Raw genomic sequence first — 23,036 nt, 5'->3', positions numbered from 1 at the left:
ATGATGTCTTTCTCTCTCAACAAGAACGCTATGCCACCGCGCGGGGTGGATAGATTCGGGTAGGCACGAAGGGAATCAGCACGATCAGCGCCAGCGCCAGTAGTGCCATGCACAGGTAGAGGTCAGCCGAGGTCAGCACCACAGCCTGTTCGTGAATACGCTTGGCCAGGCCCGCGGCGTTGCCGTCGACCAGCGGCGAGTTGCCCAGGTTGTCCACCAGCATGTTCGAGTGGAAATGCCGGCGGCTGGTGGTCAGCGCGTCCAGCACTCCGGCGGCGACCACCGAGGCAAGGCCCTTGATGGTGTTGAACCAGGCCGAGGCGAACGGGCCGTCCTGCGGCGTCATGCCGCCGGTGGCGAGCATCAGCAGCGGGATCACCGCCATGGGTTGGCCGAAGATCTGGAACAGCTGCAACACGTAGAAGTTGTCGCGGATCCATTGCGAGGTGACGAAGGTGCCGCCGAAGCAGGACACCGCCAGCATGCCCAGGCCGATGGCCAGCACCCAGCGGCAGTCCACCGCGCGGATGTTGCACAGCGCCGCCGTCAGCGGCAGGGCCAGCAATTGTGGCAGCGCCACCAGCAGCATCACCGGGCCGGTCTGCGCCGGGCGATAGCCCTGGATCTGGGCCAGGAAGCTCGACGGAATGATGATCACCGCCGACAGCACCACCAGCACGCCGCCCAGGGTGATCAGGGCGTGGGTGAGGTTGCGGTTGGTGAGCATCTGCAACTTGAAGAACGGCAGCGGGTGGGACCACTCGTTGATCATGAACAGCACCAGCAGCGCCAGGCCGCCGCCCAGCAGCCAGCAGATCATCGGCGAGTTGAACCAGCCGTAGCGGTCGCCCTGGGACAGGCCGATGACGATCGAGCAGATCGCCGGCAGCCCCAGCAACAGGCCACGCCAGTCGAACTGCTTGAAGCGTTCCAGGCGCAGCGGGTCCTGCGGCAGCCCCCAGGCCACGCAGGCCATGGCCAGCAACGACGGCACGATGATCTGCCAGAACGCCCACTGCCAACCGACGTATTCGGTCCAAAGGCCCGCCAGCGGCAGGCCCAGGCTGGGACCGAAGGTGGCGGTCAGGGCATAGCCGGCCAGGCCATAGAGCTTGATGCCCGGCGGCAGGAAGCGCAGCGCCACGCTCATCAGCATCGGCGGCAGGGCACCACCGGCGAAGCCTTGCAGGGTGCGCAGCACCATCAAGGTTTCCTGGTTGGGCGCGAACGGGCACAGCAGGCCGAGCACGGCGAAGGCGCCGATGGCGCAGAGCGTGAAGCGGCGCAGGGAGAAGGTCACCGAACACCAGGGCGCGAAGGCCATGGCCGACACCGAGGTCGCCGAATACAGCGCCACCAGCCACGAGCCTTCGTCGGCGCCGATGCCCATGCCGCCGCGAATATCGGCCAGGGCCATCTTGGTGACCATCTCGTTGAGGCCGGCGCACAGTACCGCCAGCAACACGCCGACCAGGCCGACCACGATGCGCGGACCGAACGCCGGGGGTGCGGCCGGCTTGGCCGGGGCCGGGGCCGGGGCCGGGGCCGCTGCCGCGGCGGTAGCCGTGACGGCCAGCGAAGTCATGGCCTGGCCCCGGCGCTACGGGCTGGGGCGGGACAAGGCAGATAGGCACGCATGGCTTTGGAACTCCGGGAAAATAGATACCCGGCAAGTCTAGGGAGGCGCAATGCTGACGAAAACTGACATATTCGCAGCTTTGTGCTGCATGCAATGCAACAATCAAGTCACTTAATCATAAGTGCCCTATGCCCCGGCCCCACGCATGTCCCTGCAGGAGCGGCCTTGCGCCGCGAAAGGGGCGCATGGCGGTTCCGGCAATACCCGCCAGGGTCTGCTGCGCAGCCCTTTCCGGCCGGTCCGACGCCTCGGCAAGGCCGCTCTCATGGAACAAACCATAACTCATTGATTTAGCTTGCCCGCGAACACCGGCGAAGCCGGTGCCAGGAACCGTGGCGCCTGCTTCGCGGGCAAGCCCGCTCCCACAGGGATAACGGTTCCCTGCGCGACAGCCCAACCCCAAAGGGCTGGGCGATCTCCTACAGGGGCGCCGCAAACGCCCCTCACTCAATGCCTGCTGCAGCACTCCTTGAGCGTCTGCCGCAGCCAGCGATGCGCCGGATCGTTGTCGTAGCGCGGGTGCCAGGCCTGCATGATGGCCACCGACTCGAGCGCGATCGGGATCCGGAACGAGCGCAACGGCAGCCCCAGCCGCGCCACACTGAGCAGCACATGCTGCGGCAACGGCAGCAACAGGTCGGACTCGGGCAACGAGAACATCGCCGAGTGGAAGCTCGGCGTGATCAATGCCACTCGCCGGCTCAAGCCCATGCCCGCCAGGGCCTGGTCGATCGGGCCGGTGGCACGACCGCGCCGCGACACGCTGATCTGCTCATAGGCGGCGAAGCGCTCCGGGGTGATCTCGTCGCTGAAGATCGGATGGTCGACCCGGGCCAGGCCAACGAAGGTGGTGGAGAACAGACTCTGCACCTTGATCTCCGGCCCCAGGTTGCGGGTGGCGCTGATATACAGGTCCAGTCGCCCGTCGCGCAGGCTTTCGTCCTCGTCACCGCCCTCGCCCTCCGGGACGAAGCGCAGCACGGTGCGCGGCGCCTGCCGGCGCATGGTTTCCAGCAATGGCGTGGCGAACGGCGCGATGAACACATCGTTGGCGCGCAGATTGAAAGAACGTTCGAGGGTCGGCAGGTCGACCTCGTCGCTGGAGCTGAAGACCTGGCCGGCCTGTTCGACCACGCTGCGCACCTGGCTGCGCAGCGCCATGGCCTTGGGCGTGGGCACCAGGCCACGGCCAGCGCGCACCAGAATCGGGTCGCCGACGGCATGGCGGATTCGTGTCAGGGTGCGGCTCATGGCCGCCGGGCTGAGGTTCATGCGGCGTGCCGCCCCGACCACGCTGCCTTCGTCGAGCAGCGCATCCAGCGCGACCAGCAGGTTCATATCCGGAAAGTGCATGGTAAGCATCCATTCAAGAATTTCAGTGAATCCGCTGCAATATTACCAGTCTTTGCCGACTTTCCTGCCTTTGCATACGACGCAACATGTGATTGCGCCGCACACCATTTACCCGGCTGCATGCATTCTCAAGAATACCTGCCTTGTACATAAACAATGGACCCACAAGCATGTTCAGGTCGGTACTGATCGCCATCGATGGCACCTCGCACAGCCTCGGCATCCTCGACACCGTCAAGCGCTTCTGCGATACCGAGCAGCATTTGCTGCACGTGTTGCTGGCGGTCGACAGCGCCTATGCCCTGGAAGAGTTCGACCAGCGCCTGAGCAGCTTCGACCGCACCGAATACCCCGCCGCCGCCCAGGAGCAGCTGCACGCGGACAAGATCGTGCAACAGGCCATCCAGGCCTTCGAACAGGCGGGCTTCTCGACCACCGGCAGCCAGGAGGTCGGCGAACCGGCCGAAGCCATCATCAAGGTGGCGAAGGCACGCAACAGCGACCTGATCGTCATGGGGCACCGCCACCTGTCACGCCTCAAACGCATGCTCGATCCATCGATCGCCAGCAAGGTCATCGACGAAGCCAGCTGCCCGGTGCTCATCGACGCCCGCCACCAATCCCCACGCCACTGAACCGAGACGACACGGATGAAACTCGACTACCTGCAACTGGAACAGTTCGGCGCCGTCGCGCTGGTGCGCCTGAGCCGCCCCGAAGCCCTCAACGCCCTGTGCGTCGAGCTGATGGAGGAACTGGCCGGCGTGCTCGAGCGCCTGGAGCAGGACCGCAGCGTGCGCGCCCTGGTGCTGACCGGCGGCGACACGGTGTTCGCCGCCGGCGCCGACATCAAGGCCATGCGCGATCGCAGCTACATGGACGTCTACACCAGCGACTTCGTGACGGTGAACTGGGAGCGCCTGGCCAGCTTCCGCAAGCCGAGCATCGCCGCGGTGGCCGGCTACGCCCTGGGCGGTGGCTGCGAACTGGCGCTGATGTGCGACATGATCATCGCCGCTGAAAGCGCCCGCTTCGGCCAACCGGAAATCAAGATCGGCACCATCCCCGGCGCCGGCGGCAGCCAGCGTCTGGCGCGCTCGATCGGCAAGGCCAAGACCATGGACCTGGTGCTGACCGGGCGCACCATGGATGCCGAGGAAGCCGAACGCTGCGGGTTGGTCAGCCGCCGCGTCAGCGACGCCACGCTGCTCGACGAAGCGCTGCAGGCCGCCTCGCGCATTGCCGGCTATTCGGGCCCGGTGACCATGATGGCCAAGGAAGCGGTCAACCACGCGTTCGAGAGCAACCTGAGCGAAGGCGTGCGGGTCGAGCGCCGGCTGTTCCACTCGACCTTCGCCATCGACGACCAGAAGGAAGGCATGGCCGCCTTCGCCGAGAAACGCGCCCCGCAGTTCATGCACCGCTGAGCCCCGGCGCCAAACCGTAGGCGCCAGCCTTGCTGGCGAAACAGGCGACGCGGTGGCTGGCACCGGCTACGCCGGTGTTCGCGGCTGAAGCCGCTCCCACGGACCTCGGGCCATGCGCTCTCTCTGTGGGAGCGGGTTCACCCGCGAAGCAAGCGCCCGAGGTACCCGGCACCAAAGCGAGTCAATCGCTGTCCGGCGTGACCACCACGGTGCAGGTGGTCCCCGCCGCCAGCAGGAAGCCCTCGGGCACCTCATCGATATGAATGCGCACCGGCACCCGCTGCGCCAGGCGCACCCAGTTGAAGGTCGGGTTTACGTCAGCGATCAGCTCGCGGCTCTGCGGGTTGTCACGGTCGTAGATACCCCGGGCGATGCTTTCTACATGCCCCTTGAGGCGCTCGCCGCTCATCATCTGCAGCTCGGCCTGGTTGCCCACTTTCACATGGGGCAGCTTGGTCTCCTCGAAAAAGCCGTAGACCCAGAACGAATGCTCGTCCACGACCGCCATCACCGCCTCGCCGGTACGCGCGTAGTCGCCCCGGTGGATGTTCAGGTTGGTCACGTAGCCATCGACGGTGGCGACGATCTGCGTGCGCTTGAGGTTCAGCTCGGCGGCGGCCAGTTGCGCCTGGGCGTGCTGGTAGTCGGCCAGGGCCGAGTTGGCGATGTTGCTGGCGTCGTCACGGTTCTCCTTGGAGATCACCAGGTTGTCCATATCGGCCCGGCGCTTGGCGTTGACCTTGCGCATCTCCCAGGTGGCCTTGCGCGATGCGACCATGGCCTTGGCCTGGTCCACCGCCAGCTGGTAGTGCTCGGGGTCGATGCGCATCAGCACGTCGCCCTTCTTCACCCGCTGGTTGTCCAGCACCGGCACATCGACCACATAGCCCGGCACATCGGCGGCGACATTGATGATGTCGGCGCGCACCCGACCGTCGCGGGTCCACGGCGTGGTCATGTAGTGCAGCCACAACTGGCGACCGATCACCACGGCAGCGACCAGCACCAGCAGGGTGGCGATCAGGCTGAAAAACTTTTTCATCGAAGGATTCTCACCAGTAGAGCGACAGCGCCAGGGCGCCGAACAGGCAGACGAACAGCGACAGGCGCAGCAGCGCCGGGTGCCAGAAGAAGCGATAGCCATCCACGCTGGCGATGAACCGGTCCAGGCCCCAGGCCAGGCCCAGGGCGAACAGGAACATCAAGGTCATGGTGGGCATGTACACGCCATGGAAGGCGATCTCACGGGGCATGGTGCATTCCTTTCGCCGGTGCCAGCGGCGACTGTGGGTCGAGCAGGGAGGAACGGATGAAATGCAGGTAGCTCTGCGCACGGCGCAGCACCGAGGTGTCGAAGTGCCGGGCGAAGGGTTCGTCGGTGGCCTGCACACGGCTGATGGCATGATCCACCGCCACCAGGGCGCGCTCGTGGTTGCTGGCGCTGGGCTGCAGGAACAAGCGCGCCAGGGCCCGGCCCATCACGCGGATAGCCTGGCGCCAGGGCTGACTCTCGGCATAGGCCGGATGGACCGGCGCGCGGGCTTGCTCCTTGCGCAGCTCGATGATCGCGTGGCCGATCTCCAGCACGGTGAACATCCAGCCCATCAGCTCGCTCTGCACCCGCGGCTTGCCGGCGGCCAGGCCATAGGCCTGGTGCAGCAGGTCGCGGGTGCGGCTCTCGAAGGCCGACCCCAGCCCACGCAAGCGCCCGCCGATGGCGAACAGCACCTGTTCGCGCAGCGCCTGCTCCAGGCGGCTCCACAGCCAGCGGCTGTTGGGCGGCAGGATGATCGCCCCGGCGGCGGCGCAGACGAACATGCCGATGACCATGCCGATGTAGTCGTTGATGAAGGTGTAGGGGTCGTAGACGGTCAGGTTGTTCGGCACCGAACCGATGGCGAAGAACACCAGCAGGCCCAGGCCGTAACCCGCGTAAGCCGGGCGTGACGCAAGGAACGCGCCGAGCACGAACACCGGCGCCAGGACCATGCACAGCAGCGCGAAACCGTCGATCCAGGGGAACACGAAGAAGGTCTCGAAGAAGCCGATGAACGCGCCGAGCGCCGTGCCGCAGGCCATCTGGAACGACATGCGCTTGGGGTTCGGCGAGGCCGCCGACAGGCCCACGGTGACCGTGGCGATCAGGGTCATCATCGCGCCGCTGGGCCAGTCGCTGAGCAGCCAGTAGCTGCCCAGCAACAACAGCACCGCCGAGGCGCGCACGCCGGCGGCCAGCGACACCAGCCAGCTGGTCTGGGCCACGTAGGGCTCGTCCCACTGCTCGCGCTCGTGCTTGTGCACGGCCAGCGAAGCGTGGGTCTCGGCGTAGCTGTACATCTCGTCGACGAAGCGATAGAGCAGTTCGAAGGCGGTATGGAAGTCGAGCAGGTCGGATTCGCTGGGGTTGGTTTGCAGGTATTGGGCGCGCAAGCCGCGCACCTGCGCCTGCAGGCCTTCCTTGTAGCTGCCCAGCTCCAGCGCCAGGCGCAGCGCGTCGGCGTCGGTCAGGGCGCGCCCCACATAAGGCTCGAGCAGCTCGGCGAGGGTCGCAAGCCCCGGCTCGATGGCGCCGACGATCTGCAACGGGCCACGGGCACGCAGCCGTTCGAGCAGTCGGTGCAGAGCGTTGAAGCGCGTGGTGATGGCCATGAACTCGCTGTTCATGCGCACCAGCCGGCCAGAGCGCCGACGCATGTGCGGATCTTCGAAGGCGGTGACGTTGCGCAGGCTCTCCAGGCCCACCGCCTCGGCGACGAAGCGCACGTTGCTGGTCTCGTAGCGGTCGCGCTGGCTGTCGCCATGCAGGGCCTCGACCACCACCCCGGCGAAGGTGCCGAAACGCTGGTACAGGGCGTTGCGCATGGCGGCGCTGGCCGATTGCGGCAGGATCGCGGCGCTGACGAAGGTCGAGACGAGAATCCCCAGGGCGATCTCCAGCACCCGCCATACCGCCGCCATGAACGCCTGGTCGGGGTGCTGCAGGACCGGCAGGCCGATCATCGCCGCCGTGTAGCCGGCCAGCACGAAGCCATAGGCGCGGAAGGTGCGGTAGCGCATGGCCCCCGCCGAGCACAGGCCGACCCACAGCGCCAGGCTGGGCAGGAACAGCTCGGTGTTCTGCGGGAAGATCGCGATCAGCGCGACCATCATCGCCGAGCCGGCCAGGGTGCCAAGCACGCGGTAGAAGCTCTTGGCGAACACATGGCCGCTCTGCGGCTGCATGACGATGAACACGGTGATCATCGCCGTGCGCGGCTGCGGCAACTCCAGGCGCATGGCCAGCCACAGGGTGATGAACGCGGCGGCCAGCACCTTGAAGATGTAGACCCAGGTGACGCCATCGGTACGCGCCCAGGCGAAGAAGCCCCGGCGCCACTCCAGGCTCCGCAGCCAGCGCAAGGGCAAGCTCAGTGTGCTCATTCGGCGTGATCCGGCTGGTCGAAGATGGCCAGGGTGGCCGGGGTTCTCGGCGCGGCCTGGCGCTCTTGATCGGGCACGTCCTTGCCCGCCTCGAGGCCGCCGCCCAAGGCGGTGACCAGCTCGGCGTGGGCGGTCAGGCGCGCGGCCTGCACCTGCTGCTGCACCTGTTGCTGGCGGAACAGCAGGGTCTGCGCATTGAGCACGTTGAGGTAATCGGTCAGGCCACGCTGGAAGGCGACGGTGGCAATGTCGTAGGTCTTCTGCGCGGCAGCCACGCTTTCTGCGGCGAAATGCGCCTGTTCCTTCATCGACTCGCGACGGATCAGCTGGTCGGAGATGTTCTTCAGCGCGCCGATCACCGTCTGGTTGTAGCGCGCCACGGCCATGTCATAGCCGGCCGAGGCCACGCCCAGTTGCGAGCGCAGGCGGCCGCCGTCGAAGATCGGCAGGCTGATGGCAGGCCCCACGTTGTAGTTGAACTTGCGCCCGGTGAGAAACTCCAGCGGTCCGCCGCCGGTGGCCATGAAGCCGAGGCCGCCGACCAGGTCGACATTGGGGAAGAAGCCGGCATGGGCCACGTCGATGCCACGGGCCTGGGCCGCCACCTGCCAGCGGCTGGCGACCACGTCGGGACGCTGGCCGACCAGTTCGGCGGGCAAGTTCGACGGCAAGGTGAGCGGCGCGCCAAGGGTCAGGGTCGGGCGTCGCAGCTTCGCGCCCTGCCCCGGCCCCTGGCCGGCCAGGGCCGCCAACTGGTTGCCGGTCAGGGCGATTTCCTCGTTGAGGCTGTCGATCTGCCGATGGGTCTCCGGCAGCGGCGCTTCTGCCTGGCTGACCTCGAAATGGGTGCCGATGCCGCCGTCGAGGCGGCGCTTGGCCAGGGCGAGGATCTGCTCTTGCTGCGCCAGCTCGGCCTGGACGATATCGCGTCGGGCGTAATGCAGGCTGAGCTGGATGTAGGCGCGCACCACGTTGTTCTCCAGCTCCAGCTGGGCCTGGCGCGCCTCGGCGACGCTCACGTGCGCCTGGTCCACGGCCTGTTCGCTGGCGTTGCGCTCGCGGCCCCACAGGTCCAGCGCGTAGCTCAGGCCAATGGCGGCATTGTTGTCCCAGGTATTGGCGCCGGACAGCGCGCCCGGGCCGTAGAACTGATCCTCGGGCCAGTTGTGGCGCTTGAGCGTGGCGTTGCCATTGGCCTGCAGCTTCTCGGCCGACTCGACCACGCCGGCCATGGCCTTGGCTTCACGCACCCGGGCGGCGGCCATGGCCATGCTCGGGCTGCCGGCCAGGGCCAGGGCGATCCAGTCGTTCAGCTGGGCATCGCCATAGCCGCGCCACCATTGCTGGGCTGGCCAGTTGGCATCGCGCGCGGCTTCGCGGATGGCCTCGTCGGTGGCGAGTGAATTGGCTTGGATTGTCTTGCTTTGCGGGGCAATGCCCCAGGTTCCGATACAGCCGCTCAAGGTGAGACAAAGGGCACAGGCACTGAGCGCATGGAGCGCTCTGATGTTGCGACGCGGCACAGCGGCGATTTCCCGAGGAAGAGGTGGAGGGGCCGAGCAATTCTAGGGGCGGGTTTCATTGGCGATAAGCGTATATTCCTGCGAATCTTTGTTACCAAAACAGCGATAATCCGGCTTTAGTCGGACGTGCATTTGCGTTACTTCATGTCACAATTTTGTCCTCTAAACCGAGAGTGACCCATGGACACCCTGCAAAACATGCGTGCTTTCAGTTGCGTCGCCCAGCTCGGCAGCTTCACCGCTGCCGCCGCGCAACTGGATACGACCACCGCGAACGTGTCGCGGGCGGTCTCCAACCTGGAAGCCCATCTGCAAACCCGCCTGCTCAACCGCACCACCCGGCGCATCGCGCTGACCGAAGCAGGCAAGCGCTACCTGATGCGCTGCGAACAGATTCTCACCTACGTCGAGGAGGCCGAAGCCGAGGCCAGCGATGCCCATGCGCGCCCGGCCGGGCAGCTGAAGGTGCATTCGATGACCGGCGTCGGCCAGCACTTCGTGGTCGATGCCATCGCCCGCTACCGCGAGTCGCACCCGGACGTGACCTTCGACCTGACCATGGCCAACCGCGTGCCCGACCTGCTGGACGAGGGCTACGACGTGTCCATCGTGCTGGCCAGCGAGCTGCCGGACTCGGGCTTCGTCTCCCAGCGCCTGGGCATCACCTACAGCATCGTCTGCGCCTCGCCCGAGTACGTGGCCCGCCACGGCAGCGCGCACAAACCGGCCGACCTGCTCCAGCATGCCTGCCTGCGCATGGTCAGCCCGGTGATCCCGCTGGAGAAGTGGCTGTTCGACGGGCCGGAAGGCCAGGAGATGGTCAACATCACCAGCTCGCCGTTCCAGGTCAACTCGGCGGACGCGATGAAGACCGCGATCCGCAGCGGCATGGGCGTGGGCGTGCTGCCGATCTACACCGCCATCGATGGCCTGCGTGATGGCAGCCTGGTGCGGATCATGCCGGAGTATCGTCTGCAGGAGCTGAACCTGTACGCGATCTACCCATCGCGCCAATACCTGGATGCGAAGATCAAGACCTGGGTCGAGTACCTGCGCAACTCGCTGCCGGAGATTCTTGCCGCCCATGAGGCCGACCTGAAGACCCACGAGCTGCTGATCGCCAACTGAAAAAGCCGGTGCATTGGGGGTGGGGACAATGGTAGGTTGCTAACCATTGATTCCAGCGTCTGGCAGACAGGGACATGGGAGGGCTTCGCCCTCCATCGCGACACAAGGCCGCTCCTACAGGGTTACGCGACACCTGTAGGAGCGGCCTTGCGTCGCGAAAGGGCCGCACAGCGGCCCCGCTCTTCTGCCCGACTCCATCACCCGCCTTGCAGAGAAGCAGCCCGATGAAAAAGACCGTCCTGGCCTTCAGCCGCATCACCCCGGCCATGGCCGAACGCCTGCAGCAAGACTTCAACGTGATCGTGCCCAACCCGAAACTCGGTGACATCGCTGCCCAGTTCAGCGAAGCCCTGCCCGAGGCCCACGGCCTGATCGGCGTCGGCCGCAAGCTCGGCCGGGCGCAGCTCGAAGGCGCGGGCAAGCTGGAGGTGGTGTCCAGCGTCTCGGTCGGCTACGACAACTACGACCTGGACTACTTCAACGAGCGCGGCATCGCCCTGACCAATACCCCCGACGTGCTCACCGAAAGCACCGCCGACCTGGGCTTCGCCCTGATCATGGGCTGCGCCCGCCGCACCGCCGAGCTCGACGCCTGGACCAAGGCCGGGCAATGGCAGGCCACCGTGGGACCGGCGCAATTCGGCAGCGACGTGCACGGCAAGAAACTGGGCATCGTCGGCCTGGGCAATATCGGCGCCGCCATCGCCCGCCGTGGCCACTTCGGCTTCAACATGCAGGTGCTGTACACCGGCAACAGCCGCAAGACTGCGCTGGAGCAGGAGCTGGGCGCGCAGTTCCGCAGCCTGGACGCACTGCTGGGCGAAGCCGATTTCGTCTGCCTGGTAGTGCCGCTGTCCGAGGCCACTCGCAAGCTGATCGGTGCCCGCGAGCTGAAACTGATGAAGCCCAGCGCGTTCCTGGTCAACGTCGCCCGTGGGCCGGTTGTGGACGAAGCGGCGCTGGTCGAGGCGCTACAGAACGGCACGATTCGCGGTGCCGGGCTGGATGTGTACGAAAAGGAACCGCTGAGCGATTCGCCGCTGTTCAAGCTGCCCAACGCCCTGACCCTGCCGCACATCGGCTCGGCCACCGCCGAGACCCGCGAGGCCATGGCCAACCGCGCCATGGACAACCTGCGTGCGGCGCTGCTGGGCGAGCGGCCGCGAGACCTGGTGAACCCCCAGGTGTGGAAACACTGAAACCTTCATCGCGGGGCTCGTGAGAACGCGCTTGCCCCGCGATGCATCATCGAGGCTGCCGCCGCCTGCCCAGTACCTTGCGCACCACATACCGCGGCCGGTGCTTGGTCTCCTGGTAGATCCGCCCGATGTATTCGCCAAGGATGCCGATCCCGATCAGTTGCACCCCGCCCAGGAACAGGATCGCCGCCATCAGCGACGGATACCCCGGCAGGTCGTTGCCGAACACCAGCTTGTCGATCACCAGGAACGCCGCATAGACCAAGGCGACCAGCGAAACCCCGCCACCGAGGTAGGTCCATAGCCGCAACGGCACGGTGCTGAACGAGGTGATGCCGTCCAGCGCCAGGTTCCACAGGCGCCAGAAGCCGAACTTGCTGTTGCCCGCCGCGCGCTCCTGGCGGTCGTACTCGATGATCTCGGTGCGAAAGCCCACCCACGACAGCACGCCCTTCATGAACAGCTGCTGCTCCGGCATCTGCCGGATGGCGGCGACCACCTTGCGATCGAGCAGGCGGAAATCGCCGACGTTCTCCTCGATGGGCATCGAGGCGATGGCGTTGTGCAAGCGGTAGTAGAGCCGCGCCGTCCAGCGCTTGAAACGCGTGTCGGCGATGCGGCTGCGGCGCTTGGCCAGGACCACGTCGGCCCCGCCCTGCCAGCGCTCGATCATCTGCGCCACCACTGCGATCGGGTCCTGCAGGTCGACATCGATCGGCACCACCGCATCGCCCTCGGCATACTCCAGCCCTGCGAACAACGCCGACTCCTTGCCGAAGTTGCGCGAGAAGCTGATCGCCGTGACCCACTCGTCGCCGGCGGCCAGCTCCGCGCAGATGGCCTCGGTGTCGTCGCTGCTGCCATCGTTGACGAAGACGATCTCCACCGTCTTGTCGCGCAGCGACGGCTCGGCGCGCACGGCCTGGTAGAAGCGCCGCAGGGTCTCCTGCTCGTTGTATACCGGTACCACCAGGGTAATGTTCATGGGGTTCTCCGTCTGAACACCACGGTGTGCGAATAGGCGTAGCCCACCACCAGGCTGACCAGGGAGAAGGTTACCAAAGTCAGCCAGGGCGACAGCTCGGCATGGTCGGAGAAAGCGCCGATGGCCACGCTCAGGCCGCCCATCCCCAGCAGGAACAGCACATAGCGCCGACGGCTGGGGCGCACGGCGAAGGTGAAGTGGGCATTCATGTAGTAGGACAGGCTCGCCGCCACGGCGAAGCCCAGCAGGTTGCTGCCGGCCTGGCGCAGCCCCAGCCCCAGGTGCAGGCCCAGGAACACCAGCCAGTGCGCCAGGGTGTTGCCGACGCCGACCAGGCCATAGCGGATGAAACGCGACAGGCTCATTGGCCCGTATCCTGCGCCGGATGCACCAGCACATAGGCGGCGTCGCCGACCAGATGGATATCGTAGAAGCGGCTGGAAACCTCTGGCGCAGGGCTGCTCGCCAGCACCTGCTGGCGATCCAGTGGCGCGCCGCCATAGAAGGTGTGCAAGTCGCCGATGCCCATCCGCGGCAGCATCTCGGGCAATACCAGGTAGTTGTAGGCGTGGATCCTGGCGATCGCCGGCATCGCCTGCAACGTGCCCTGGGCTGCCGGAATCCAGGGCTGCTTCAGCCAGAACCCCAGCAGGTAATGATGCCTAGCCCCCTGCAGCGCCGGCGTGGATGACAGATCGTGGGCCAGGGCCTGGGCGATCGACTGGTGCAAGGTCTTCTGCAACACCAGCACACGACCATAGGCATAGGCATACGAGAGCATGAACAACACCGGGATCGCCAGCACCAGCACACGGATCCGTGGCAGCCCGGCCAGCGTGTCATGGGCCAGGTACGCCAGCAGCGCCAGGAAGGCTCCCAGCCCGAGCAGCACGCGCACCGTCTGCTCGAACTCCGCCAGCAGCAGGATCAGGCCAGGCACGCACAGAAGCACCAGCGGCACCGGCAACAACAAGGCCAGGCTCAGGCCCAGGCGCTCGCGCCCAGGCAACGGGCGACGCCACACGGCGAGCAGATGCCGCCCCAGGGCCAGCAACGCCAGCAGGATCAGCGCGGCGAAGATCCAGGCGCTCACCGGGGTGACCAGCAGGCCGACCGTATCGACCGTGGCCGCCAGCCGATGGCCGACCTCGCCCAGCCACTGGCCATCAAACGCCAGCAGCCCGGCACGGCTCGAGCTGACCATCCAGGCACTGCTGGCGTAGTACAACAGACAGCCGAGCAGCAACTGGCCAAGGCGCGCGCCGACACGCCGACCGATCAGCGCCAGCCTGGCGCCCTCGATGACCCGGCGCATCGCCTCGAGGCCACACAATGCGGCGAACAGGTTCACAGCGGGTTGGTACAGCGCGGCCGCCATCGCGACCAGCAGCGCCCCGTAGAGCCAGCCGCGCAGCGGCTGCGCGCCGAGGACGATGGCCCACGCGCAGGCCGCCAGCGACAGGGCCATGGTGGCGCCGTCGTACTGGTACGAAAGGTTCTGCAGAAAGAACGGCTGGTACCACAGCGGCAGCACCACCAGCACGGCGCTGAGCGTCGGCGTGGCGAACCAGTGCCGTACCAGGCGCGCCAGGGCATCGCCCGTGAGCAGCACGGCCAGCAGCAGCGGCAGCGGGTAGAGGTTCACCGCCCCCGGCGCGAAACTGAGCGCGGCGAACAGGGCGACCACCAACGGCCGCCCTACATGCCCCCAATCATTGCTGGCCAGGTGCTGGCGCGCGAAGTCGTCCAGGAACGGCATGTCGGCCATGAGCAATGGCAGGATGTGCAGCGCCAATGCCGCCGAGCACAGCAGCCAGAGCTGCACCGGCGTCAGCGGCCTGTTCCAGGATGAAGCGCAGGACATTCCCTTTCCCCAGACGAAAACATCCGGGCAAGTCTAGCCAGCCTCTCTCACCGCGCCAGCGCGGGCGGCGCGGACCTGGCCACGGGCTTGCGAAACACCAGCACATTGCCCGCCATCACCGCCACCAACCCCAGCAACGCCGGCGCAGTCCACTCGTAGCCCTCGGCAAACGCCGACACGTTCAACGCCACCAGCGGGAACAGCACCGTGCAGTAGGCCGCCCGCTCCGGCCCCATGCGTCCGACCAGGGTCAGGTAGGCGGTGAAGGCGATCACCGAGCCCGGGATCACCAGGTACAGCAGCGAACCGATGTAGCGCGCGTTCCACTCGATGGTGAAGGGAATGCCGCTTACCAGGCAGTACACCGCCAGCATCGAAGCGCCATACAGCATGCCCCAGGCATTGGTCGTCAGTGGTTTGAGGCCAGCCTTCTGCTGCAGGCTGGACAGCATGTTGCCGGCCGAGAAGCACAGCGTGCCGAGCAAGGCCAGACCCAGCCCGTAGAGGGTTTCGCGGCTGGCCGCATGATGGGAGAGCTCCGGCCAGAACAGCAGCCCCAGCCCCAGCAGCCCCATCGCGCCACCGCCAATCACGTTGGCGGCGATCTTCTGACCGAAGAAGATCCGCGCATTGATCGCGTTCCACAGCGTCGCGGTGGAGAACACCACGGCGATCAGGCCGCTGGCGACCCACTGGCTGGCGGTGAGAAAACACATGAAGTTGACGCAGAACAGGCAAAAGCCCTGGGCCAGGCACACCAGGTGGCCGCGCCGGTCCATCGGTTGCAGGCGGCGGGTGAGCAGCAGGAAGGCGAACAGGATGAGCCCGGCCAGGGCAAAGCGGTAGACGATCGACACCGCGATGGCGACCTCGCCCAGCTGCAGTTTCAAGGCGATCCAGGTGGTGCCCCAGATCAGGACGGTGAGCAGGTAGAGCGACAGGTTCATGCTGATACCTCTATTGCCAGGACCGGCCCCTTCGCGGGCAAGCCCGCTCCCACAGGTATTGCGCCATCCCCGTGGGAGCGGGCTTGCCCGCGAAATGGGCCACACGATTGTGTGATCAGTCTCCCTGCACACCCTGTGTTGCCGCTTGCATAAACTTGCGCTTTTCCTCCCTGGGTAGCTGCCATCCCAGCGCCAGCGCAGTACGATGGCCAGCAGAGGAACCGCCCATGCCCGCACTCGATCACCTGCACGTCTTCAACGCCATGCACGCCTCGCCCAACGCCCGGCTGGAGCTGAGCGCGCACCTGGGCGACGGACTGGCGGCCGCCTTGTGGAGCAACCGCGACGACGCCCGCGACTACCACGCCCCCAGCCACCACACCCTGTCCTGCTACATCGCCGACGGCACCGGCACCTTCCGCCGCCAGCGTCCGGCCGACAAGGGCGCGCCGGACAAGCTGTGCATCATGCCCGCCGGCCACGAGTCGAACTGGGTGGTCAACGGCCCGATCCGCCTGGCCCACCTGTACATCAGCGAGGCGCAGTTCGCCCTCGGCTGTACCCGTCTGCTGGACCGCGAACCGCGAGAGATGCAACTGCGCGAAGAAACCTTTCTCGACGAACCCCAACAGGCCCGGCGCTTCCGTGAGCTGATCACCCTGGACTGGGCCGAGCCCGGCGAACGCTTGCTGGCCAGCAGCCTGGCCCACGACATCATCGACCACGCGGTGCTCAACCAGGCAGGGCTGCGCCAGGGCCTCAAGCTCAAGGGCGGATTGGCGCCGTACCAACGCAGGCAGTTGGTGGACTACATCGAAGCCCACCTCGACCAGCCGCTGACGCTGGGCGAGCTGGCGCTGCGCTGCAACCTGTCCGAATACCACTTCGCGCGGATGTTCCGGGCGAGCTTCGGCCTGCCGCCGCACCAGTACCTGCTGGCCCGACGGCTGCAGCGGGCGTGCCGCTTGCTGCGCCTGGACGCGCTGCCATTGGGCGAGGTGGCGCTGGCGTGCGGATTCGCCAGCGCCAGCCATTTCAGCAACCGCTTCCGCCAGGTGCTGGGCGCGACGCCGGGGGAGTATCGGGCGGCGTTCGCCAGTTGCAGGAGCGGCCTTGTGCCGCGAAAGGACCGCAACGCGGTCCCGGCGATCTAGAATTCGAACGTGCTCGACAGACTGACCTGCCGCGCATCCCCCACCGCAACGAAGTAACGGTTCACCGCCGAGCTGTAGTAAACCTTGTCGAACAGGTTCTTCACGTTCAGTTGCAGACGCACCTTGTGCTCGTCCAGCTTGGTCTCGTAGCTGGCGAAGGCATCGGCCACGGTGTAGGCCGGCAGCTCGAAATCGTTGGTCGCATTGCCGGCCCGCTCGCCCACATAGCGGGCACCGGCGCCCAGGCGCAGGTTGTCGCCGCCGAACAGGCTGCCGTAGTCGTACACCGCCGACAGCGAACCGCTGTGCCGGGCGACGTTCTGCAGGCGATTGCCCTTGAGCTGCGGGTCCTTGGTCACCTCGGCATCGGTGAAGGCATAGGCGCCGATCAGGCTCCAGCGCTCGCTGAGCTGGCCGCTCAAGTCCAGCTCGACACCTCGCGAACGCACCTCGCCGGCGTTGCTGTAGAGGATGGTGCCGGGCTGGCTGTCGCCATCGGCCACCAGCACGTTGCGCTTGGTGATGTCGAACAGCGCCAGGGTACCGGTCACCGCGCCCGGCACATCGAGCTTGGCCCCGATTTCCCACGACTTGCCCTCTTCCGGCGCGACGCCGGAGTCCAGGGTCAGCGTGCGGCCACCGCCGATGCTCAGCGGGGCGATGGTCGAGTTGGGCTTGAACGACTCGCTGTAGCTGCCATAGAACGACAGCTGTTCGTCGACCTTGTACACCACGCCGGCATGGGGCACCCAGGTCTGGTCGCTGGTGTCGGTGTTGGCGGTGAACGGTCGGCCACGACCGGCGTACTGGTCGTACTGCTGGAAGCGCCCGCCGGCCACCAGGATCCAGTGCTCGTCCAGGTGCCAGGCATCCTGCAGGAACAGCGCGTCGCTGCGCAGCTTGTCGGTCTGGTCGCTGTCGCTGGCCCGCACGGTGGTGCCCTGCACTTCTCGGCCATAGACCGGGTCGAGGTAGCTGAAGGTCGAGCGGCTGTTCTGGCGGATCAGGTCGGCGCGGTAGACCTTGCGGTCCTCGTGGTCGGCGCCCAGCACCAGGTCGTGGCGCATGCCCGCCAGCTCCACGCTGCCGTTGAGGCTGAGGGTGGCGAACTGATCGCGGCTCATGGCGCCCTGGGTGCCGTCGATGCTGCGCGTCAGGGTGCCCCTGCGTTCATCCACCCCGGTCACGCGGACCTGGCTGGCGTCGTAGGTCTCACGGTTGAAGCTGTAGCCGAAATGCAGCTTCCAGTCGTCGGCCAGTTGGTGATCGACCTCCAGGCGGTACAGGTCGGAGCGCCCTTGCATGTCGTTGAACGGCTCGTCGAGACGGCGGGTGGCGGGAATGTTCAGCGGGTGCCCATCGCTGCCGAAGGCGGTGCCGCGGTCGAACGGGTAGAGAAACTCGCGGTGCTCGTAGGCCAGCACCACCTGGGTATCCTCGCCGTACCAGGCCAGCGACGGCGCCACCAGCGATTCGCGATGCACACCGTAGTTGCGCCAGTAGTCCTCGTCCTCGTGGTCGACGATCAGCCGGTAGGCCAGGTTGCTGTCGCCCAGCGCGCCGGTGCTGTCCAGGCCACCACCGCTGCCGTTCTTGCCGCTGCCGTAGGTCGAGCCGCGCAGGGTCAGGGCGTTGTATTGCTCGAGCTGCGGACGCTTGCTGACCACGTTGATCACCCCGCCCGGGTCCTGGATGCCGTACAGCAGCGAGGCCGGCCCCTTGAGCACCTCGACCCGCTCGGTGCTGGCATTGAGCGCGCGGCCCTGCACGATCGGCATGCCATCGCGCATGATCGAGCCGTCGCGGTTGTCGCCAAAGCCACGCTTCATCACGGTGTCGGCGGTGCCACCGAAGTTGTTGCCCTGGGTGATGCCGCTGACGTTGTACAGCGCGTCGTCGAGGTTGCGCGGCGCCTGGTCGCGGATCACCTGGGCCGGCACCACGTTGATGGCCTGGGGGATATCCAGGGTCGGGCCCTGGCCGCGCATGATCGAGGCACTGGTCGGCGGCTGGTAGCTGTAGCTGTCGCTCTGGGAGTCGATATTGATCGCCTGCAGCTTGAGCGCGCCGGAAGTGTCCATGGGCTCCAGGGTCAGGGTACGGGCGTCGAGACGACGCCAGGCCAGGCCCGAACCGCCGAGCAATTGCTGCAGGGCCTGCTCGGCATCGAAGGTACCGTTCAAGGCCGGGGCCTGCAGGTCGGGCAGCGCCAAGGTGTAGACCACGCTCTGCCCGGTGGCGCGACTGAAGGCATTGAGCGCCTGGGCCAGCGGCTGGCTTGGCTGGGCGAAGCGGTAGGCCTGGCTCTGCTGCGCGGCCAGGGCCTGGGGCGCGACGGCCATCGCGGGCAAGGAACAGAGACCGAACCAGAGCGGGACACAACGCGGGGAGAACTTCATGGACGCTGACCTGTGAGAGGGATGATCGTTTGCGAATGAATCGCACTTCCACTCACTACACGTATGCCGCGGTGGGATACCTCATCGCCTGATCGGATTTTTTTTGCCGTACCGACGCCATCGCGGGTAAACCCGCTCCCACGCAGCTTGTGTCTGGCTCGTGGGAGCGGCGGTACGCCGATGCGACTTGCCCCGCGATGGCGTCGGCACAGGTCAACGCAATACGGTCAGTCGCCCCAGCAGTGTCTGCCGCGAAAAGCCCATGACCTTGCCCAGCGAGTCCAGCGCCGCCAGCGGCTCTTCCAGCGGGAAACTGCCACTGACCTTACGCTGCGCCAGATCACCGTCGAGCAGCAGGATCCGCCCGGGGTAATAGCGCCCGAGGTCCTCGACCACCTGCCCCAGCGGTACTTGGTAGTAGTTCAGCCAACCCTGGCGCCAGGCCAGGCGGCTTTCGCTGTCCGCGACCTCGACGGCGCCGGCCTCGCCCGCGGCATAGGCCAGTTGCTGGTTGGCCGTCAGCTCCCGGGGCATCTGGCCCGGCCCCGCCGTGACCGCCACCCTCCCGCTGCGCACCGTGACCAGAGCGCCCTGATTCTGGTCGCGAACTTCGAACTGGGTACCCAGCACGCGCACCTCGCCGCCATTGGCCTCGACCATGAACGGCTGGCCGGTATGGGTCACTTCGAAGAACGCTGCGCCCCGCAGTAGCCGCACGCGCCGCTCGCCATGGTCGAAATCCACCACCACGGCGCTGCCGGCGTCCAGCGTGAGCTGCGAACGATCCGCCAGGGTCACCTGGCGCACTCGCTCGCCGCTGGTGTAGTCGGCGCGCAGGTCCTGCAGCCAGGACTGTGGTTGCCAGCCCGCCGCACAACCCAGCGCCAGCACCAGGCAGGCCGCGACCGCCAGGCCGCGCCAGGGGCGTCGGCGGGATGGTCGGTTCATCGCCTCGAGGTACTGCTGCAGGCTGTCCCGTTCCTCGAGCGCCAGCCGCGCCGCCGGTACTTCGCTCAGCCGCCACAGCGCCTGGGCCTCGGCATAGGCCTGGCGATGGGCCGGGTGCTCCAGCAACCAGCGCTTGAACGCCGCACCTTGCGCCTGCGCCGGCTGCTGCTGGATACGCCCCAGCCAGCGCAGGGCCGCCTGGGACTGTTCGGCGCTGATCGGCTGTTCAACATTCATCGACGGGCGCTCCCTGGCCGGCGCAGTGGGGATGCGGGTTCGGCGACGCTCGCCTTGCACGCTTCGAGGGCGCGCATCATATGCTTTTCCACTGCGCTCTGGGACAGCTGCATGGCCTTGGCGATCTCACCGTAGGTACAGCCATGGATGCGGTTGAGCAGGAAGATCTGCCGGGTACGCTCGGGTAAGGCGCGCAGGGCCGCCTCGATGCGCTGCAGGTCGTGGTCGACTTCCAGGGCCTGTTCGGGTGCCGGGGCGCACGCCGGATCATCAGCGTTGTGCAGGCCCTCGGTGGCGCGATCCCGCGTGCCTTCGCTGCGCAGATGGTCGATGGCCAGGTTGCTGGCACTGCGCAACAGGTAGGTATCGAGCGCCTCGACCTGCACCTCGGGGCGACGCCAGAACCGCAGGAACAGGTCCTGGACCAGGTCCGAGGCCGTGGCGCGGCAGCCGATGCGCCGGCTGACCAGCGCCTCCATGCGCGCGCGCTGGGCGAGGAACACCTGGAGAAAACGCGCCCGGCCACTGCCGTTGTCGGCGCCCGGCTCGCTCACCGCCCTATACCGCCAGCACGGCCAGCAGCGGCCCGAGCACCAGGCTGGCCGCTGCCAGGCCAAGCAGCAGGCGCGGTTGATAGGGCAGCGCGAAGACCCATAGCGTCACCCCGGCCATCAGCACCGCGATCCACTCCACCAGGCCCAAGGCCCAACCACGCCAATGCACGGCCAGGACCACCGACAGCAGCAGCAACGCCCAGCCGCCCAGGCGCAGGGCGCGCAGCTGGAACGCCGTGGGCTTGCGTCCGAGCAGGTCGCTGAAATGCTTGTCCATGGCCAGGCACAGGCCGGCGAAACCGGCGAAGCCGATCAGGGCGATCGCCAGCATCAGCTCGCCTCCACGGTTTTCGCCGCGCGCGGCGCACGCTTGGGCGCAGGCTTGGGCGCGCGTAGCATCTTGCCAGCCGCCCAGGCCAGGAACAGCCCGGTCGCCAGCGCGGTGAGGTCGAACCCGGCCATGACCCAGTCGCCCGTGGCGATGGAATGGTCCAGGCCCTTGCCGGTGGTCAGGGCATTGAGCAGCGGCAGCAAGGCGAACGCCAGCGCGCCCAGCAGCAACTGCTCGCCCCAGGCGCGACGCCCCGGCCGCAACATGGCGTGCAGCAACGACAGCCCCCAGGCCAGGAAGAACGCATCGATTTCCCAGTCGGCGCGCCCCTCCAGGCCCACCGGCAGCAGGCGATTGGCCCAGAAGAACGCCGCCACGCCCAGCAGCAGGCCGCTCATGCCGGCGATGTTCAGCACTTCGACAAGGCGCAGCTCGCCGGGCATGCGCGCGCTCTTGGCATGCTTGAGCTGGCGCTTGCTCAGCCACATCACCAGGCCGGTGCCGATCACCGCCGTGCCGGCCACGCCGAACACGAAGTACAGCCAGCGCAGCCAGGGCCCGGCGAAGTTGCCCATGTGCAGGCCGACCAGGGTGAAGGAGGTCTTCATCGCCGCGCTTTCCGGCGTACCTTGCTGAAGCAGTGCGCCGCTGCTGCCGTCGAAGGTCCAGGTGGCGCTGCGCGAATAGGCGACGCTGTCTGCGGGCGTCCAGGAGAAGTTGACCCGGGCATTGCGATCACCGGGGTTCAGCACCTGGATGAAGCCCATCCGCGCCCCCGGCGCATGCGCCTGGACCTTGGCGTACAACTCGGTCAACGGCACCAGCGGCGCCGGCTGGGCGGCGGCGCTGACCACCTCGTCACGCCCGAACAGGTCGTTGAAGTAACCGTCGCTGTCACCGTAGCTGGCCAGGATGCCGGCCGGCATGACCATGTACATGAAGATCACCAGGCTGCTGTAGCTGATCATCAGGTGGAACGGCAGCACCAGCACACCGATGGCGTTGTGCCCGTCGAGCCAGGAACGCTGGCCCTTGCCGGGGCGGAAGGTGAAGAACTCCTTGAAGATCTTCTTGTGGGTGATGATCCCGGTGACCAGCCCCAGCAGCATGATGAAGGCGCAGAAAGTCGACAGCCAGCGCCCCCATGGATGGGGCATCTGCAGCTGGAAGTGGAAGCGGTAGAAGAACTCGCCACCGCGCGTGTCACGCGCCTCGACCGCCTCGCCGCTGCGCGCGTCCAGCGCCTTGTTGGTGAAAGCCGCGCGACCGACGCCGTTGGGGTCGCGCCAGGTGACGCCAAGCGCGGCATCGCGCTCGCTGGGCAGGCGAATGAACCAGGTGCTGGCATGGCCGGCGTTGGCTTCGAGATAGCGCTGGGCCATGCCGAGGCTGGCCACCGGGTCCAAGGGGTGAAACTGGACCTCGGGCTGGGTCCAGTGGCTGATCTCGTCCTTGAAGTACGACAGCGTTCCGGTGAGGAAAATGGCGAACAGCAGCCAGCCGAAGATCAGGCCGGTCCAGGTGTGTAGCCAGGCCATGGCCTGGCGCAAGCCCTCTTTCATGGCTGTTTCATCCAATAGGCCAGGCCATTGATCAATCCCAGCGCCAGGCTCGGCAGCAGCACGCCGAACCAGGCCCGCCAGGCGCTGCGGCAGGCGAAGCACCAGAGAAAGGCCAGCAGATAGACCACGAACGACAGCATCATGCCGGTCAGCGCGGCATCGACCTGGGCCATGGGCGCGAGCAGGGCGATGGCGATGCTGGCCATGGACGCCAGCAGGTAGCCGCCCAGCAACGCGGCCAGACTGCGCGAGGTCACGGCCAGGCGGTAGCTCAAGGGGATGCCGGCGGCTTTGCTGTTCATGGCGAGGGTCCGAGGGGCGGGGCTGCAATAGTAATGATTTTAATTCTCACAGGCAAAACATCAG

21 protein-coding genes are annotated in these 23,036 nt (G+C 66.8%); 5 read left to right on the top strand and 16 right to left on the bottom strand.

What is annotated here, in order from left to right; all coding sequences use genetic code 11:
- Positions 1-28: 28 nt before the first annotated feature.
- Both ACYUME_RS04655 and ACYUME_RS04650 read right to left on the bottom strand, forming a co-directional pair.
- Positions 29-1,585, bottom strand: a complete 1,557-nt coding sequence (locus ACYUME_RS04655; RefSeq protein ID WP_460418189.1) for an MFS transporter — start codon at positions 1,583-1,585, stop codon at positions 29-31.
- 501 nt (positions 1,586-2,086) lie between these two features.
- A complete protein-coding gene (locus tag ACYUME_RS04650; protein WP_279888262.1) occupies positions 2,087-2,992 on the bottom strand; it encodes a LysR family transcriptional regulator in 906 nt (301 codons plus the stop codon).
- Positions 2,993-3,162: 170 nt separating this feature from the next.
- Between ACYUME_RS04650 and ACYUME_RS04645 the strand changes: the two genes are divergently transcribed.
- Together ACYUME_RS04645 and ACYUME_RS04640 are read left to right on the top strand one after the other, a co-directional pair.
- On the top strand, positions 3,163-3,627 hold the full coding sequence (locus ACYUME_RS04645; protein WP_279888264.1) for a universal stress protein: 465 nt from the start codon (positions 3,163-3,165) through the stop codon (positions 3,625-3,627).
- Between the two features lie 15 nt (positions 3,628-3,642).
- A complete protein-coding gene (locus tag ACYUME_RS04640; protein ID WP_460418188.1) occupies positions 3,643-4,419 on the top strand; it encodes an enoyl-CoA hydratase in 777 nt (258 codons plus the stop codon).
- Between the two features lie 181 nt (positions 4,420-4,600).
- On the opposite strand, the gene ACYUME_RS04635 is transcribed toward ACYUME_RS04640, so the two are convergent.
- From ACYUME_RS04635 to ACYUME_RS04620, 4 genes are read right to left on the bottom strand one after another with little or no spacing between them, the layout of a single operon-like run.
- Complete coding sequence (locus ACYUME_RS04635) at positions 4,601-5,461, bottom strand: efflux RND transporter periplasmic adaptor subunit (RefSeq protein ID WP_460418187.1); 861 nt, start codon at positions 5,459-5,461, stop codon at positions 4,601-4,603.
- 10 nt (positions 5,462-5,471) lie between these two features.
- Positions 5,472-5,672 (bottom strand): DUF1656 domain-containing protein, encoded by a 201-nt coding sequence (locus ACYUME_RS04630; RefSeq protein WP_028689551.1) that lies wholly within the window; start codon positions 5,670-5,672, stop codon positions 5,472-5,474.
- Positions 5,662-7,839: an FUSC family protein gene (locus ACYUME_RS04625; RefSeq protein WP_279882950.1), complete on the bottom strand. Its 2,178-nt coding sequence runs from the start codon at positions 7,837-7,839 to the stop codon at positions 5,662-5,664. Before ACYUME_RS04625 ends, ACYUME_RS04630 begins: the two co-directional genes overlap by 11 nt.
- Positions 7,836-9,362, bottom strand: a complete 1,527-nt coding sequence (locus ACYUME_RS04620) for an efflux transporter outer membrane subunit (RefSeq protein ID WP_460418186.1) — start codon at positions 9,360-9,362, stop codon at positions 7,836-7,838. The genes ACYUME_RS04625 and ACYUME_RS04620 overlap by 4 nt, the downstream gene beginning before the upstream one ends.
- Before the next feature lie 180 nt (positions 9,363-9,542).
- On the opposite strand from ACYUME_RS04620, the gene ACYUME_RS04615 reads away from it, so the two are divergent.
- Positions 9,543-10,490 (top strand): LysR family transcriptional regulator, encoded by a 948-nt coding sequence (locus ACYUME_RS04615; protein WP_460418185.1) that lies wholly within the window; start codon positions 9,543-9,545, stop codon positions 10,488-10,490.
- Between the two features lie 224 nt (positions 10,491-10,714).
- A complete protein-coding gene (locus tag ACYUME_RS04610; protein ID WP_460418184.1) occupies positions 10,715-11,689 on the top strand; it encodes a 2-hydroxyacid dehydrogenase in 975 nt (324 codons plus the stop codon).
- A gap of 46 nt (positions 11,690-11,735) precedes the next feature.
- On the opposite strand, the gene ACYUME_RS04605 is transcribed toward ACYUME_RS04610, so the two are convergent.
- The 4 genes from ACYUME_RS04605 to ACYUME_RS04590 are packed head-to-tail and all read right to left on the bottom strand — an operon-like array spanning position 11,736 to position 15,485.
- Entirely contained in the window at positions 11,736-12,674 is a 939-nt protein-coding gene (locus ACYUME_RS04605) for a glycosyltransferase family 2 protein (RefSeq protein ID WP_279882941.1), read from the bottom strand.
- Complete coding sequence (locus ACYUME_RS04600) at positions 12,671-13,039, bottom strand: GtrA family protein (protein WP_279882939.1); 369 nt, start codon at positions 13,037-13,039, stop codon at positions 12,671-12,673. The genes ACYUME_RS04605 and ACYUME_RS04600 overlap by 4 nt, the downstream gene beginning before the upstream one ends.
- Entirely contained in the window at positions 13,036-14,538 is a 1,503-nt protein-coding gene (locus ACYUME_RS04595; protein WP_460418183.1) for a glucosyltransferase domain-containing protein, read from the bottom strand. The genes ACYUME_RS04600 and ACYUME_RS04595 overlap by 4 nt, the downstream gene beginning before the upstream one ends.
- Before the next feature lie 47 nt (positions 14,539-14,585).
- Positions 14,586-15,485 carry a DMT family transporter gene (locus tag ACYUME_RS04590; RefSeq protein ID WP_460418182.1) on the bottom strand — a complete coding sequence of 300 codons (900 nt, stop codon included), beginning with the start codon at positions 15,483-15,485 and terminating at the stop codon, positions 14,586-14,588.
- A 227-nt stretch (positions 15,486-15,712) separates the two neighbouring features.
- Between ACYUME_RS04590 and ACYUME_RS04585 the strand changes: the two genes are divergently transcribed.
- Entirely contained in the window at positions 15,713-16,639 is a 927-nt protein-coding gene (locus tag ACYUME_RS04585; protein WP_460418181.1) for a helix-turn-helix domain-containing protein, read from the top strand.
- On the opposite strand, the gene ACYUME_RS04580 is transcribed toward ACYUME_RS04585, so the two are convergent.
- The 6 genes from ACYUME_RS04580 to ACYUME_RS04555 all read right to left on the bottom strand — a co-directional run bounded on the left by ACYUME_RS04580 (position 16,636) and on the right by ACYUME_RS04555 (position 22,972).
- Entirely contained in the window at positions 16,636-19,038 is a 2,403-nt protein-coding gene (locus ACYUME_RS04580) for a TonB-dependent siderophore receptor (protein WP_460418180.1), read from the bottom strand. The two genes, ACYUME_RS04585 and ACYUME_RS04580, sit on opposite strands and share 4 nt — an antisense overlap.
- Before the next feature lie 213 nt (positions 19,039-19,251).
- Positions 19,252-20,223 carry a FecR family protein gene (locus ACYUME_RS04575; RefSeq protein WP_279882929.1) on the bottom strand — a complete coding sequence of 324 codons (972 nt, stop codon included), beginning with the start codon at positions 20,221-20,223 and terminating at the stop codon, positions 19,252-19,254.
- The gene (locus tag ACYUME_RS04570) at positions 20,220-20,777 is read right to left on the bottom strand and encodes an RNA polymerase sigma factor (RefSeq protein ID WP_279882927.1); all 558 of its coding nucleotides are present in this window, start codon (positions 20,775-20,777) and stop codon (positions 20,220-20,222) included. Before ACYUME_RS04570 ends, ACYUME_RS04575 begins: the two co-directional genes overlap by 4 nt.
- A 4-nt stretch (positions 20,778-20,781) precedes the next feature.
- Positions 20,782-21,108 (bottom strand): DUF3325 domain-containing protein, encoded by a 327-nt coding sequence (locus ACYUME_RS04565; protein WP_279882925.1) that lies wholly within the window; start codon positions 21,106-21,108, stop codon positions 20,782-20,784.
- The gene (locus ACYUME_RS04560; RefSeq protein ID WP_460418179.1) at positions 21,108-22,670 is read right to left on the bottom strand and encodes a PepSY-associated TM helix domain-containing protein; all 1,563 of its coding nucleotides are present in this window, start codon (positions 22,668-22,670) and stop codon (positions 21,108-21,110) included. Before ACYUME_RS04560 ends, ACYUME_RS04565 begins: the two co-directional genes overlap by 1 nt.
- Positions 22,667-22,972 (bottom strand): DUF3649 domain-containing protein, encoded by a 306-nt coding sequence (locus ACYUME_RS04555; protein ID WP_460418178.1) that lies wholly within the window; start codon positions 22,970-22,972, stop codon positions 22,667-22,669. The genes ACYUME_RS04560 and ACYUME_RS04555 overlap by 4 nt, the downstream gene beginning before the upstream one ends.
- Positions 22,973-23,036: the final 64 nt, after the last annotated feature.

The organism is Pseudomonas sp. microsymbiont 2 (assembly GCF_054788395.1).
This window is presented reverse-complemented; position numbering and strand designations above follow the sequence as displayed.

Coding starts and splice junctions, on each gene's coding strand:
- ACYUME_RS04650 (WP_279888262.1), bottom strand. CDS start 2,992: ATGCACTTTCCGGATATGAACCTGCTGGTCGCGCTGGATGCGCTGCTC.
- ACYUME_RS04615 (WP_460418185.1), top strand. CDS start 9,543: ATGGACACCCTGCAAAACATGCGTGCTTTCAGTTGCGTCGCCCAGCTC.
- ACYUME_RS04600 (WP_279882939.1), bottom strand. CDS start 13,039: ATGAGCCTGTCGCGTTTCATCCGCTATGGCCTGGTCGGCGTCGGCAAC.
- ACYUME_RS04610 (WP_460418184.1), top strand. CDS start 10,715: ATGAAAAAGACCGTCCTGGCCTTCAGCCGCATCACCCCGGCCATGGCC.
- ACYUME_RS04590 (WP_460418182.1), bottom strand. CDS start 15,485: ATGAACCTGTCGCTCTACCTGCTCACCGTCCTGATCTGGGGCACCACC.
- ACYUME_RS04565 (WP_279882925.1), bottom strand. CDS start 21,108: ATGCTGGCGATCGCCCTGATCGGCTTCGCCGGTTTCGCCGGCCTGTGC.
- ACYUME_RS04640 (WP_460418188.1), top strand. CDS start 3,643: ATGAAACTCGACTACCTGCAACTGGAACAGTTCGGCGCCGTCGCGCTG.
- ACYUME_RS04605 (WP_279882941.1), bottom strand. CDS start 12,674: ATGAACATTACCCTGGTGGTACCGGTATACAACGAGCAGGAGACCCTG.
- ACYUME_RS04645 (WP_279888264.1), top strand. CDS start 3,163: ATGTTCAGGTCGGTACTGATCGCCATCGATGGCACCTCGCACAGCCTC.
- ACYUME_RS04585 (WP_460418181.1), top strand. CDS start 15,713: ATGCCCGCACTCGATCACCTGCACGTCTTCAACGCCATGCACGCCTCG.
- ACYUME_RS04625 (WP_279882950.1), bottom strand. CDS start 7,839: ATGAGCACACTGAGCTTGCCCTTGCGCTGGCTGCGGAGCCTGGAGTGG.
- ACYUME_RS04555 (WP_460418178.1), bottom strand. CDS start 22,972: ATGAACAGCAAAGCCGCCGGCATCCCCTTGAGCTACCGCCTGGCCGTG.
- ACYUME_RS04635 (WP_460418187.1), bottom strand. CDS start 5,461: ATGAAAAAGTTTTTCAGCCTGATCGCCACCCTGCTGGTGCTGGTCGCT.
- ACYUME_RS04560 (WP_460418179.1), bottom strand. CDS start 22,670: ATGAAAGAGGGCTTGCGCCAGGCCATGGCCTGGCTACACACCTGGACC.
- ACYUME_RS04655 (WP_460418189.1), bottom strand. CDS start 1,585: ATGACTTCGCTGGCCGTCACGGCTACCGCCGCGGCAGCGGCCCCGGCC.
- ACYUME_RS04595 (WP_460418183.1), bottom strand. CDS start 14,538: ATGTCCTGCGCTTCATCCTGGAACAGGCCGCTGACGCCGGTGCAGCTC.
- ACYUME_RS04575 (WP_279882929.1), bottom strand. CDS start 20,223: ATGAATGTTGAACAGCCGATCAGCGCCGAACAGTCCCAGGCGGCCCTG.
- ACYUME_RS04630 (WP_028689551.1), bottom strand. CDS start 5,672: ATGCCCCGTGAGATCGCCTTCCATGGCGTGTACATGCCCACCATGACC.
- ACYUME_RS04580 (WP_460418180.1), bottom strand. CDS start 19,038: ATGAAGTTCTCCCCGCGTTGTGTCCCGCTCTGGTTCGGTCTCTGTTCC.